The following is a 12,359-nucleotide window of genomic DNA, read 5'->3' on the forward strand; positions in this document are numbered from 1 at the left end:
TTTATCCATGGGGACTCTTTAATATAAACCAAAGAGGGCTGTTCCGCGAGTAGATAGGTCTACCGGGGGGACAGCCCTTCCTGTTGTCTTCGGGGCAGCGTGACAATCACTTCCGTTCCTTCTCCTTCTACACTATCTATACGGATCGTCCCTTGGTGGACGTCCGTAATAGCCTTGGCAATCGGCAGCCCAAGCCCGGTTCCTCCGGTTTTACGGTGACGAGAGCTATCCACCCGATAAAATCGCTCAAAGACTCGCTTGACCTCTCCCTCTGGTATTCCGATTCCGTAGTCCTTGACCCGGATGTGCACATCCTTTTCATCTGTGGACAACAGAATCTCGATTGGATCTGAGCTGTACTTTAAAGCATTATCGAGCAAAATTACAAGCAACTGCTTGATTTTGACAAGATTGGCATCAAACCAGATTTCTTTTTCATCTGTAAAAATCGTTATTTGACGATCATGCACAGGCTTGAGATGAGCAATGATCTGCCCGCAACAGCCGATCAACTCTATGCGTTCATATGGCTCCGGCTCTTCCTGCTGTGAGGACGCCAAAGTCAGCAGCTGTCGTGTCATGGTGCGCATCCGCTGCGTTTCTTCATAGATGGATTCAAGGGATTCCTTATAAATTTCTTCGTCACGCGTGCCCCACCGCCGCAGCATGTTGGCGTAGCCCTCAATGATCATTAAGGTTGTATTCAGCTCATGCGAAGCATCGGAAACGAATTGCTGCTGGCTTTGAAAGCTTTCTTCCAATCTATCCACCATTCGATTGAACGTGGCAGTCATTTGCGACAATTCATCCTGATTATGACTGCGGGCAGGGATTTTTTTGAATTTAAGACTTCTCTCAATTTCCTGCATGGTTTGGATACTGCTCAATATCGGTAACAAGATGGCATTCGCCAAGATTGTGCTGCCTACCAGACTAAGCAGCATAGCTCCGGTAGTTGAAGTAACCAGAATCGTATCTAAAATATCAACATTGCTTTGGAGCGCATCCCATTTTTCTATGATCTCCAGCGTTCCCATCTGATGGCCTTCAGGTGAAAGCACCGGGAGATGAAGTACAAGGATTTTATGACCCTGTACATCTGTCAGCTGCGAGCTTTGAGAAAGATTAAAGCGGATATCATCCAGCTTGAAACGGGATTGACGACTAACTTCATACAAAAAACGGGATTGCTGATCAAAAAACCTCAGGATGGTATCATCTGAGAGTTCATCTTTTAACTTTGGTCCCCATGCATTTTTGAGAATCATCGCGGGGCCGGCTTCAGTAATGATTTCGGTCCATTTATTTTGCAATTCTTCTCTTTCATTGCGGGTAGCGATTTTGATAAACAAGAGATGGGCGGTGACGTCGACGAACAGAAGAATGACCATCACTAGAATCGAACTGAGCAGAGTGATTTTGGTCCGCAGCTTCAATGATCTTCCTCCCGGATGCAGTACCCTACGCCACGTACGGTTTTAATCAGTTTTTTTTTGAAGCCATGATCGATTTTTTTTCGAACATATCGGATATACACATCAACGACATTCGTATCACCCACAAAATCAAACCCCCATACGTCCTGAATCATTTGGTCCCGCTGCAAAACTTTATTTTTGTGCTCCATGAGGTAGTGAAGCAGGTCAAATTCTTTGGGCGTCATTTCAATTCGCTTTCCTTCCCGGATCACAGCGCGTGTCTTCGGTTCCAGCATCAGGCTATCGACCTGTAGAACCGCCGGCTTCTCGTCTTCTTGTACAGAGATGGTTTTGGATTCCGATTGATGCCTCATACTGGCCCGCATTCGCGCTAATAACTCCTCGATTTCAAAAGGCTTCGTAATGTAATCATTCGCACCTTCATCCAGACCGGAAACCTTGTCAGTGGTTTTGTTACGTGCAGTGACCATAATTACGGGGGTATGATTGTCCATTTTTCGAAACTGCCTCAGCACCTCAACCCCGTTTATCTCCGGCAGCATCACATCTAAAATGATAATATCCCATGTGTGTGCCAACGCTTTCTCCAATCCTTCTTTGCCCGTCTTAGCAATTTCAACCTTATATCCCTCATGGGATAATTCCAATTGGAGCAATCTGGATATCTTTTCTTCGTCATCAATAATCAATACCGTTTTTTTCACAACACAATCACCTATTTTCAATAGAAAAACTCAATGAGAATTTGGGTCACTCTATAATGTCATTTTGCAGTTCATTTTTTGATATTAAGGAGCAATTTATTCATGTTGTGCGGGAATGACTATAGGGCATCGCAATGATAACCTTATTACCCGCTCAGGGCTAATCATGCTGTCGATTTGGTGCGGAGGCGGTAGCGTCGCTCTTCATACCGCTGATATAACCAAATACAGGCCGCTATCCAGCAGCCGCTCATAAAATAGCCGCCTAGCACATCGCTCGGATAATGCACGCCCAAATAGATGCGGCTTATGCCTATCGCTAAAATAAACAGGCTGCTGAGCACGATCAGCAGGATACGTCCTAATGCGGAAGGAATATGCTTCCACAATAAAAATGTCAGCGCCGCATACATGCTAAAAGCCGTCATCGAATGCCCGCTTGGAAAGCTGTAGCCATTCGCCTCAATAATACGGTTAATTTCGGGACGCGCTCGGTGAAAGAGCAGCTTTAAGACCGTATTCAGCAGCACCGAACCCAGTACCGCAATAGCTAAAAACAACAATTCTTGGCGGTGTCTCAATACTCGGTGCAGCACGAACATGGCAATTAGAATGATGAACACAACCGGAATTCCGCTGCCGATTATAGTGAAAAATTTCATTAGACGAGTCATTACTGGGGATTGCAGCCGCTCAATATCTGAAATGATTTTATCGTCAAAATGCCGCACCTGATGGTCGCTGACCCATAATGCGATTAGACTGAACCCGAGCGCACATACGATACAGGCGATCAGCGCCATGGAAATGGGCAGCTTTGCCGATGTTTGCTTCATGTTTTGTTGGCCCTCCGTGATGTTTGTAACCTGCATTGCATTCACCTTAATATTTTCACCAAAAAAATCAGCTTTTATCGTAAAGCATGATCAGTTCTTTAGCAAATGAATACGGGATGAGCCTGAGACTTTACCGCTGCAATCACATTTTGCGTTATCAGCATAAAAAATGCCGTTCAAGCCTGATAACGGCTGGGAACGGCATCCTGTTATTACATATGTCCTACTGTAACACAATTCGATATGAAGCAATCATCTTCTTTTAGGTTGATGTGGCTTCCCCAAGCTTGGGCTTGCGCTCTGCTTCCTCGGTTGGATAACGTTTGCGGAACCATAGCGACTGAAGCAGCAAAAAGGTGCCGCCCACTGTCCAGTATAATGGCATGGCTGCAGGCGCATTAAAGGAAAAGACCGCCATCATGATCGGTGAAAGATATCCCATGATGGCCATTTGCTTGCGCTGCTCTGCCGTCATGTGAAGCTGGGACAGTTTGGCCTGTGCCAGATAGACGACCGCGACGATGATTGCCAAAATCCAGTCCGGCTGGCCAAGCCGGAACCATAAGAAGGAGTGCGAAGCCAGCTCAGGTGTTAACCGGATGGCAGTGTACATCCCGCTCAGTATCGGGAGCTGAATAATAATAGGCAAGCAACCGATATTGAGCGGATTGAATTGATGCTCTTTGTAAAGTGCCATCATTTCCTGCTGCATACTTTGCTGACTCGCCGCATCCTTTTTATTTTCGTACTTCTTCTTAATTCGGTCCAGGTCGGGCTGCATGGCGCTCATCTTGCGCTTCATCCCCTGCTGGGCTCGTGTTTGCCGCATCATTAGCGGTAATAATGCGAGACGGACAATTAACGTTAGTGTCATGATCGCCAGGCCAAAGCTTCCATCAAACCATCGTGCCAATTGCTGGATGAGCCAGGATAGCGGAAACACTACATAATGATTAAAAAATCCGGGTGTTTGTGCATTAATCTCTCCAGCATTCGCACCGCAGCCAGACAGCAGCATGACTACCGCCAACACCACCATCATTCCTAATATCCGTTCCTTTTTACCCCAAAAGGTGAATCCCTTGAATCGTATCATTTGTTCCTCCTCGTTGATTGACTGTACTATCGTTCAACGAGGAAAAACAATCTGATGTATCTTCATCCGGTGCTTCCTTGCGCCGGATATGGCGTGCCAGCCGAATAGGCATGTCCTGCCCACGGGCAGACATCGGCATCAGCGACGAAGCATGCGGCCATACGGACCCGCCTCCTACCCAGCATTCCGGCACATCGCCGTGCAAATGAGTGAGATACGTGTAGGTTACTGTACACAGCAGGCCGATGGTAAATAAATAGGGGAGCAAGTCCTGAAGCTCAAACAAGGGATTCACCTCCTTCGGTTCGTTGCTACGATTATAGCACGAAAGCGGAATAGCGACTAATCTTTACTTCAAGATTCAGACAGGTTCACAAGCAACTGAATTTCGTGTTTGGGCGCCATAAAAGTTAAACAGCAAACGCAACATGAAAATTTTGGTTTTATTTACAGTCTAATCAATGGAAGTTTCGTGTAAAGTCTAACTCTCCATTAACTTGAAAAGGAGTAAGCACGTATGAAAAAAATGATGCATCGCTCACTGACAACAGGATTGGCGGTAACCAGCATTGGGCTGTCCCTGATCAGCAGTGAATTCGCTCCGACGGCAAGTGCTGAACCATCAGCCGTTTCGATGAGCAACGGAGCTTATAGCACCGCAATCCAAGCACCTGTGATCAAGCCTTCCTGGTCTTTTCCCGTTATCCCAATCGATAGAAATCAGTATTCAGAGCAGGCGGTTGCAGTAGCGGAAAACGGTAAGGTGTTCGCAATTGATTCGAACCACAGACTGGTTGCCCTAGAGGGCAGCTCGGGCCAGAAATTGTGGCAATATGGTGGTCAGCTTACCCCTGTTTTGATTCATAGCAATGGCACCATCTACGGAATGACACAAAGCGGCTCCATCTATGCCGTTACAGCATCAGGCAAAAAAATATGGACCACTTCGTTAGGATTTGCGAAGGCAGATCATATTTATCGAATCGGCTCTACCGTATATATCACTCAATCTGAGCAAACGGCTGCTGTCGATGCTGCCAGCGGCAAGCTCAAATGGAAAATTAGTGAGAATAAGGACTCTTACCATGGTCTGAACAACCTAATGGAGACTGATGGTGTCCTTATCCGCAATTATAACGTTCAGGGCAGCCTGACCTTTGAACAGATCAATGCCTATGACGCTAAAACCGGCAAAAAGCTTTGGGAAAGCTTCAGAACTTCCTTTCCACTGACCGTTAAAGACGGGGTGGTCTACTCTCTTGCCAATACCTTTATGATTGATGACGATCCGGTAAACCGAAAAGTTACGATAGCACGGTACGACCTCAAGACAGGTGAATCCAAAGGAGATCGTCAGTACCGATGGACCGAAGCTGAAAATAAAGATGGCACTTTCCAATCTGGAGGCATATATGGCTCTGCTTTTTTGTACGGTAAAGACCTTTATGTCTTTCAGGGAAAGACACTGGCTTCCTATGACTTCTGGAACTACAAAGCAGACAGCAAACCTGCTCACAAGTGGTCGCAAGGAGACTACGAACAACTTTTTCCTTTATCGTCCATTCATGAAGGCCGCCTGTTCTATCAAGATTTTAGAACAGGCGGACTAATTGCCATGAAGCTGGCCTCCGGGCAATTCATCCATTACGATTACGGTGATAATCCGACCGTTCAAGCTGACGTGTTTGGCAAAGGTGTGTACGTCGGACAATCAGATGGCGTATTTCACGGCTATGACCTGATGACCCTAAAGCCCGTGTTTAGTGTCAACACAGGCTCACGTTCCTTCGGTCCAATACTCAAATCCGGCGGGATGATATTTATTCAAAGCGGCCCATCGTCTGCTTGCCGTCAAGCTGCCTGCATCTCTAAAATAAATCCAAAGATTTCAAGAAGAATCTAAGCTGGAACGGCACAAACTTAACGAATAGCCAGCATGCGATTCAGCGCCAGTACAGCCTCCTGTCTGACCTGATCATCCACACGAATCACACCGATCGGCTCTCCCTGATCCATTTGCTCCAATGCCCATAACAAATGGGGAAGATCGATCCGATTCATGGTCAGGCAGGGACACATGTCCGGATTAAGCGATTCAATCTGCTGTTCAGGGTACTGCTGTTTGATGCGCTGCACGAGATTCATCTCTGTGCCTACAGCCCAGCGGGTTCCCGGCTCGGCCGAACGGATCGTATCGATGATGAATTTTGTAGAGCCCGCGCAATCTGCGAGCTGTACGACCTCATAAGAGCATTCGGGGTGAACGATGACCCGGATGTTTTTATCGCGCTCACGAATGCTGCGAATATGATCCACCGTAAATTTTTCATGCACAGAGCAATGCCCTTTCCATAAAATAATTTTCACCGATGCCGGGTCTCGTTCCGTCTCCAGCTGATCTGTCACCGGATTCCACACGGCCATTTCATCCAGCGGAATTCCAAGATCATAGGCAGTATTGCGGCCCAAATGCTGATCGGGCAAAAACAAAATACGTTCCTTTTGTTTCAGCGCCCATTCCAGCACTTGCTTGGCATTCGAGGAAGTCACGGTAGCTCCACCATGCCGTCCTACAAAGGCTTTGATCTCTGCGGTAGAATTCACATAGGTTAACGGAATAATCGTGTCACCCAAGCATTTCTGCAAATGCTGCCAAGCCCGCTCTGTCTGCTCCAGATTCGCCATGTCTGCCATTGAGCAGCCTGCGCGCATATCCGGCAGTATGACCGTTTGCCGATGGTCAGTCAGCATATCCGCTGTCTCAGCCATAAAATGAACGCCGCAAAACACGATAAACTCTGCTTCCTGATGTTGTGCTGCCATTTGAGCAAGCTGCAGAGAATCCCCTGTTATATCGGCAAACTGAATCACTTCATCCTTCTGATAGTGATGGCCCGGAATGAGCAGCTTTCGTCCCCATTTCTGTTTCAGATCGGCAACGCGGCGCTCCATATCTGCAACTTTCAGTGTCTTATATTGCTCTGGCATCAGCCCTCGATTTCCCTGTAAAGCGTCAAGTATAGACATTTCAATCCCTCCATGATCACTGCGGCTGTCTGTCTTTTGTTTATACAGACAACCGTCGTATTACACTTTCATTTACAAGTGTCTTGACACCTATATTTACACATGCCTACAATAATCTCAAGGCTTTTTATGTGAAATTATTGTGCAGACAGGAGGAATCGCTGTGATTTATCTGGACTATGCCGCTTCCACACCGATGTGTGAAGAAGCTTTGGATATGTATAACACATTAAATAAGGAAATGTTCGGCAATTCCAGCAGCCTTCATGATGCAGGCGGCCAAGCTGCTTATGTACTGGATTACAGTAGACAGCAAATAGCGAATATGATCGGTGGGCATAAGGAAGGCGTCTATTTTACATCAGGGGGAACGGAATCCAATATGCTGGTTGTGCAGTCGATCCTGAACGGATTGCCACAGCACAAAAAACATTGGGTTATGAGCGCACTGGAGCATCACTCCATGTACAATCTTGCCGCTCTATTAGAACGGCAGGGCTATGAGTTGACGATTGTTCAGCCGGACAAGGACGGACGAATAACCGCAGATACCCTTTTGCCCCATCTCAAAGAAACCACCGGGCTCGTATCCGTGCAGCACGCCAATTCGGAAACCGGGCTGGTTCAGGATCTCGCTGCCTTGTCTCCCCTGCTTCGGGATCGTGGTATTTTACTGCACAGTGATGCGGTACAGACCTTTGGTAACATTCCCATGGATGTGACAGCCATGGGTGTGGATGCCCTCTCCGTATCAAGCCATAAAGTGTACGGCCCGAAAGGGGTGGGTGCCGCTTATCTCAAGCCGGGAACCCCGTGGCGTCCCGTGTACCCCGATACACTGCATGAAAGCGGGTTTCGTCCCGGAACGGTTAACGTTCCCGGTATTGCAGCATTTGTTGCAGCAGCAGAAATGATGTTCGAACACATGGAGCTGCACCAGGAGCGGTATGCGGTGTTAAGGCAATACTTGCTTGCCCAATTGCGGGAAAGATCCATTCCGCTGCGTTTGGCCGTACAGGAAAACCGCACAGAAGCTGTGCTCCATCATATCGTGGGATGTTTTTTTCACGGTTACGAGGGACAATATGTTATGCTGGAATGTAACCGCCGCGGTGTCTGCATTTCTACCGGCAGCGCATGTGCCGCAGGACACCACAAACCTGCGCCTGCAATTCAAGCGCTTGGAGCCTCTGACCGTGAAACATTGCAATTTATCCGGATTTCTTTTGGAAGAACAACGACCATTGAGGAGTTGAATGTACTGGTAGATATTTTGGCAGACTTGGCGCATCGACAAGAAAGGAGCATATCCCATTGAGTGAATCTGCAAAATGGTCAGGTACGGAGCGCCGCGAGCAACTGCTGCTGTGGCTCAGAAACGAATCACCGCTGACCGGGAACGAGCTGGCACGCAGAGCCTCCGTCTCCAGACAAGTAATTGTACAGGATATTTCCCTGTTAAAAGCAAGCCAACAGCCTATTCTTGCAACGAGCCAAGGGTACATTTACATGGAGCCTGCGGGGCAGACTGCTCCCCTGGTCACACGTATCATCGTATGCAATCACCGACCTGAACAGGCAGAAGAGGAATTAAAGCTAATTGTAGATCATGGTGTAAGTGTACAGGATGTTATCGTGGAGCATCCGGTGTACGGTGATCTGACGGCTCCGATACGAGTCGGAAATCGCAATGAAGTGGAGGATTTTATCTGCAAAATCAACTCCACGCAAGCCGCCTATTTGTCCCAGTTGACCGGAGGCATCCATCTTCATACCCTGCACGCCTCGAATGAAGCTAAAATTAACAATGCCTGTGCTGCATTGGAACAAGCCGGCTTTCTGATGACGGACTAGCATATATCGTTATAGCAGTCATAATGAACACACTGCTCAGCATATGGAGCGCATCCGCGCTCCGTACCGCTGTAGTGGCAGCGAGAAACAAAAAAGCCCGGCCCCTTTATAAAGGGAATCGGGAATAAACTAAGTGAGCTTAATTTCGAGTAGCTCATATTTAATTACAGCTATGGGTGCATCTACCTCAATAATGCTTCCCACTTCTTTTCCCAAAAGCGCCTTGCCTAAAGGGCTCTCATACGAAATTTTATTTTCCTGGACATCTGCCTCGGCGGGGCTTACAATTTTGTACTCCACCTTTTCCGAAAATTCGATATCATTGAGAATGACGGTTGAACCCACACTAACCGTTTTAAGGTCCAGATTGCTTTCATCCACAATCCGGGCTTTGGTCAACATTTTTTCCAATGTCAAAATTCGTGTTTCCATGAACGCTTGATCGTCCTTGGCCGAATGATATTCACTATTTTCCTTCAAGTCCCCGTAGCTGATCGCCAGCTTGAGACGCTCGGCCAGCTCCTTGCGTTTTACAGTCTTCAGTTCCTTGAGCTCTTCCTCCAGCTTGGCTAAGCCCTCTTTGGTTAACAACACTTCTTCATTTGACATTTTTATCCACAACTCCTATTTCGTTTGCTTTATTGTAGTTTACTCTATATTGAACGAACATGCGAAAATAATTTACATTGCAATAGGAGTCCGGCATACTCACTTCAGGGTTATTCTTACAGTAACCAATGCTTTCTTTTCGCATACTATAAGATTATATCGCAGTTGATGAGCACGTGCAGTGCCACTGTCCTTGTCCCAAACTTTCTTCATGCCAGGCAAGAACAGTTTAGGTGGGAGGAAGATTCAATGGCTTCCTTAGGAAAGAATGGAAATGGAAATCGCAGGTCCAAATCATCCCCTAACTCTAACGGACAAAAAAAAAGCGGGTTAAACACCAACTCGGCTATCTTCTCTGCTCTGCATGGAAAAAATGTGGAGGTCGTGGTAGCGGCCCTGTTGTTAACAGGAAAGCTGCACGTCGATTCCGTTACTCTATACAGACAAGCAACTCTGCTTGTAGGATTAACGGGAAAATTCAAAACATTAGCATCGAACTCTACCAGTGTCGACAACATGGTGAAATTTTTAAATGACAACGGAAATATGACGCTGGATCAAGTCATACAAGCCTTTCAAAAGAAAATGAATAAGTAATACACCGATGATGAAAGGGGTTATTTGCGGTGAGTGAGTTTACGGCAGGCGAGTTTGACGGGGAGCATTTTGCAGAGTTTATCATTCTCACCATTCTGATTGTTTTATTTTTCTTTGGCTCCACCGATATAGATACGCTCTCGACTCAGCCAACTTCATCTTCATCTAAATCCTCCTCCTAAATGGGCAGGTCCCCGTTCCCGGGGGCTTTTATGATTACATACCGGATTCGGGATGTGAAGCGATATGTTAAACGAAAAAACAACAGCCTGAAAGTAAAAAAGAGCAGCTATTAGACTTCGTGAAGTCAATAGATGCTCTTGCTATTTAACGCTCCTTCACTTCTACAGTAATCGTTTTGCTCGAGTTCTTTTCCTGAGTTATTGACCAGTTCGGCCCAATACTCACAGGTGCCCGGCTTTCGGTCTTGAATGTTTGCAGCTGCACTTTGAGCCTGAGTAGTTTTGACCGCCAGCTCTTGCGTGTCGATCAGCTCGCCATTTGCCATCCCGGTTTGATTCGTACGGTCAGGTTTTTGTAGGCAAGCCCCTTGCTGTCCGATCAGGATTCTGACAGATTATAAATTAACGAATGCCGGGCATATCATCGACCATTAGCTTTGAAGAGCCATAGGCTATATTTTGCCCTATGTTTCGGGCTATGCTTTGTATTGCGGCACGGATACGTTTTGCATTTTCCTCAACAAAACCAGGTTCCAGCAGTTCATAATGACTGCCGATCAAGTTATGCTCTTCATAGCTTCCTTGTGAAGCGTCTTTCCATAACAGCCGATTATCTCCGGTCCCCTTCACCGTTTCCGATCCGGCGGCAACAAAACCGTGAATATTGGCCTGAACGGTCTCTGTGTTCACAAGCTGGTTGCCATATACCGCGTAGGCAAGCATTTTACGCTGGTACGTGTCATTCAACAGCTCACGGTAGGACTCGGGAACCTGTTCCAGCATGGCATGAATTTCGTGCTCTGTTTCTTCGACTGTGAAGGGCAGAGCTTCCGTCCTTCTGACCGAATCAAGCATCAAAATGTCGGATACAGCATGGCCTTGACCTTCCAACGCAACGGCAACCTTGTGCGCCAGATTGCCACCTATGGAATAGCCAAGCAGCACATACGAACCTTGCGCTTGCGTGCTGACGATCAAATCAACATACCGTGCCAGCATTTCCTGCTCATTCGCAGCATCATCTACGAATTCCAATCCATACACGACTGCAACCTGATCCAATTGTTTGGCAAGTTCCGCGAACGACAGTCCATATCCAAGCATGGGCGGAAAGCAGAAGATAGAGACAGGACCATGTTCATTCAACCGAATGATGGGACTATCCGCCTTGTATTCCAGATCGGATTTCAATAAGGCGAGCGCCTGCTCTTCTATGGTCGGAAACTCCAGCACACTACGAATGGGAAGCTCGATGTCTGTAGCAAGGTGAATTTTGCGCACCAGCTCCAGCACTTTCAAGGAATGTCCCCCCAACGTGAAAAAGTCATCGTGGATACCCACCTGCGGGATTTCAAGTACTTCCTGCCAAATGTCTGCCAGCAACTGCTCCACATCGGTTCGCGGTGCCACATATTTTGCACCCGTGTGCAACGCTTTGTCCGGTACAGGTAACGCTTTGCGGTCGACTTTGCCGTTGGTCGTCAGCGGAATATGATCCAGCTGTACAAAAGCGGATGGAATCATATAGCCTGGCAGGGTGGACAGCAATGCACTTCGAATCTCACGGATGGTCAGCTGTTCATCGGCAGTGAAGTAAGCACATAATTGCTGCTGTCCTGCTCCATCTTGCAAAGCGATAACAACGCTATCCCGTACGGACGGTACACTTGCCAGCCGCGCCTCCACCTCACCCAGTTCGATCCGGTAGCCCCGGATTTTCACCTGATGATCGATCCGGCCCAGATATTCGATGTTCCCGTCCGGCATCCATCTCGCCAAATCGCCTGTACGGTACATCCGCTCATAGCCTGCTTCACCACCGGCAAACGGATCGGCGACGAATTTTTCCGCCGTCAGTTCCGGTCGGTTCAGATACCCGCGGGCTACGCCCACACCGCCGATGCACAGCTCGCCTGCAACCCCGATCGGCTGCAACCGCTCCGTGCCTTCCTTCACGATGTACAGACGGATGTTCTGAATCGGTTTTCCGATCGGAATCACCGCATATTCCTCTC

14 protein-coding genes are annotated in these 12,359 nt (G+C 47.5%); 5 read left to right on the plus strand and 9 right to left on the minus strand.

The features are described 5' to 3' along the window. Nucleotides 1-59: 59 nt before the first annotated feature. The 5 genes from JO375_RS15815 to JO375_RS15835 form a co-directional block, all read right to left on the minus strand. Nucleotides 60-1,436 carry a sensor histidine kinase gene (locus tag JO375_RS15815; RefSeq protein WP_229525361.1) on the minus strand — a complete coding sequence of 459 codons (1,377 nt, stop codon included), beginning with the start codon at nucleotides 1,434-1,436 and terminating at the stop codon, nucleotides 60-62. After that, nucleotides 1,433-2,143, minus strand: coding sequence for a response regulator transcription factor (locus tag JO375_RS15820; protein ID WP_229525362.1), 711 nt, complete (start codon nucleotides 2,141-2,143; stop codon nucleotides 1,433-1,435). The genes JO375_RS15815 and JO375_RS15820 overlap by 4 nt, the downstream gene beginning before the upstream one ends. A 164-nt stretch (nucleotides 2,144-2,307) precedes the next feature. Then, nucleotides 2,308-2,979 (minus strand): phosphatase PAP2 family protein, encoded by a 672-nt coding sequence (locus JO375_RS15825; protein ID WP_229525363.1) that lies wholly within the window; start codon nucleotides 2,977-2,979, stop codon nucleotides 2,308-2,310. Nucleotides 2,980-3,241: 262 nt separating this feature from the next. Then, on the minus strand, nucleotides 3,242-4,075 hold the full coding sequence (gene yidC / locus JO375_RS15830) for a membrane protein insertase YidC (protein WP_229525364.1): 834 nt from the start codon (nucleotides 4,073-4,075) through the stop codon (nucleotides 3,242-3,244). Continuing rightward, the gene (locus JO375_RS15835) at nucleotides 4,041-4,361 is read right to left on the minus strand and encodes a hypothetical protein (RefSeq protein ID WP_229525365.1); all 321 of its coding nucleotides are present in this window, start codon (nucleotides 4,359-4,361) and stop codon (nucleotides 4,041-4,043) included. Before JO375_RS15835 ends, yidC begins: the two co-directional genes overlap by 35 nt. 231 nt (nucleotides 4,362-4,592) lie before the next feature. Between JO375_RS15835 and JO375_RS15840 the strand changes: the two genes are divergently transcribed. After that, on the plus strand, nucleotides 4,593-5,978 hold the full coding sequence (locus JO375_RS15840) for an outer membrane protein assembly factor BamB family protein (RefSeq protein WP_229525366.1): 1,386 nt from the start codon (nucleotides 4,593-4,595) through the stop codon (nucleotides 5,976-5,978). A gap of 17 nt (nucleotides 5,979-5,995) precedes the next feature. Here the strand turns inward: JO375_RS15840 and nadA are convergent, their stop codons facing one another. Further along, on the minus strand, nucleotides 5,996-7,102 hold the full coding sequence (gene nadA, locus JO375_RS15845; protein ID WP_229525367.1) for a quinolinate synthase NadA: 1,107 nt from the start codon (nucleotides 7,100-7,102) through the stop codon (nucleotides 5,996-5,998). A gap of 163 nt (nucleotides 7,103-7,265) precedes the next feature. On the opposite strand from nadA, the gene JO375_RS15850 reads away from it, so the two are divergent. Then, entirely contained in the window at nucleotides 7,266-8,420 is a 1,155-nt protein-coding gene (locus tag JO375_RS15850) for an IscS subfamily cysteine desulfurase (RefSeq protein ID WP_229525368.1), read from the plus strand. Next, the gene (locus tag JO375_RS15855) at nucleotides 8,417-8,956 is read left to right on the plus strand and encodes a transcription repressor NadR (RefSeq protein ID WP_229525369.1); all 540 of its coding nucleotides are present in this window, start codon (nucleotides 8,417-8,419) and stop codon (nucleotides 8,954-8,956) included. The genes JO375_RS15850 and JO375_RS15855 overlap by 4 nt, the downstream gene beginning before the upstream one ends. A gap of 129 nt (nucleotides 8,957-9,085) precedes the next feature. Here JO375_RS15855 and greA read toward each other — a convergent pair whose 3' ends face one another. Then, nucleotides 9,086-9,565 (minus strand): transcription elongation factor GreA, encoded by a 480-nt coding sequence (gene greA / locus JO375_RS15860; protein WP_229525370.1) that lies wholly within the window; start codon nucleotides 9,563-9,565, stop codon nucleotides 9,086-9,088. 249 nt (nucleotides 9,566-9,814) lie between these two features. Between greA and JO375_RS15865 the strand changes: the two genes are divergently transcribed. Both JO375_RS15865 and JO375_RS15870 read left to right on the plus strand, forming a co-directional pair. Further along, a complete protein-coding gene (locus tag JO375_RS15865) occupies nucleotides 9,815-10,162 on the plus strand; it encodes a hypothetical protein (RefSeq protein ID WP_229525371.1) in 348 nt (115 codons plus the stop codon). Between the two features lie 29 nt (nucleotides 10,163-10,191). Further along, nucleotides 10,192-10,344, plus strand: coding sequence for a hypothetical protein (locus JO375_RS15870; protein WP_229525372.1), 153 nt, complete (start codon nucleotides 10,192-10,194; stop codon nucleotides 10,342-10,344). 125 nt (nucleotides 10,345-10,469) lie between these two features. Here the strand turns inward: JO375_RS15870 and JO375_RS15875 are convergent, their stop codons facing one another. Continuing rightward, nucleotides 10,470-10,670, minus strand: coding sequence for a hypothetical protein (locus JO375_RS15875; protein ID WP_229525373.1), 201 nt, complete (start codon nucleotides 10,668-10,670; stop codon nucleotides 10,470-10,472). A 76-nt stretch (nucleotides 10,671-10,746) separates the two neighbouring features. After that, nucleotides 10,747-12,359 (minus strand): thioesterase domain-containing protein (locus JO375_RS15880; RefSeq protein WP_229525374.1); only part of this gene is annotated, 1,613 nt, incomplete at its 5' end.

Origin of the sequence: Paenibacillus farraposensis (genome assembly GCF_020736845.1) — a bacterium.
Classification (GTDB): domain Bacteria; phylum Bacillota; class Bacilli; order Paenibacillales; family Paenibacillaceae; genus Paenibacillus; species Paenibacillus farraposensis.

Excerpts from the sequence above, each read along its gene's own strand:
- JO375_RS15825 (WP_229525363.1), bottom strand. The coding sequence starts at position 2,979 with ATGAAGCAAACATCGGCAAAGCTGCCCATTTCCATGGCGCTGATCGCC.
- yidC (WP_229525364.1), bottom strand. The coding sequence starts at position 4,075 with ATGATACGATTCAAGGGATTCACCTTTTGGGGTAAAAAGGAACGGATA.
- JO375_RS15840 (WP_229525366.1), top strand. The coding sequence starts at position 4,593 with ATGAAAAAAATGATGCATCGCTCACTGACAACAGGATTGGCGGTAACC.
- nadA (WP_229525367.1), bottom strand. The coding sequence starts at position 7,102 with ATGTCTATACTTGACGCTTTACAGGGAAATCGAGGGCTGATGCCAGAG.
- greA (WP_229525370.1), bottom strand. The coding sequence starts at position 9,565 with ATGTCAAATGAAGAAGTGTTGTTAACCAAAGAGGGCTTAGCCAAGCTG.
- JO375_RS15865 (WP_229525371.1), top strand. The coding sequence starts at position 9,815 with ATGGCTTCCTTAGGAAAGAATGGAAATGGAAATCGCAGGTCCAAATCA.
- JO375_RS15875 (WP_229525373.1), bottom strand. The coding sequence starts at position 10,670 with ATGGCAAATGGCGAGCTGATCGACACGCAAGAGCTGGCGGTCAAAACT.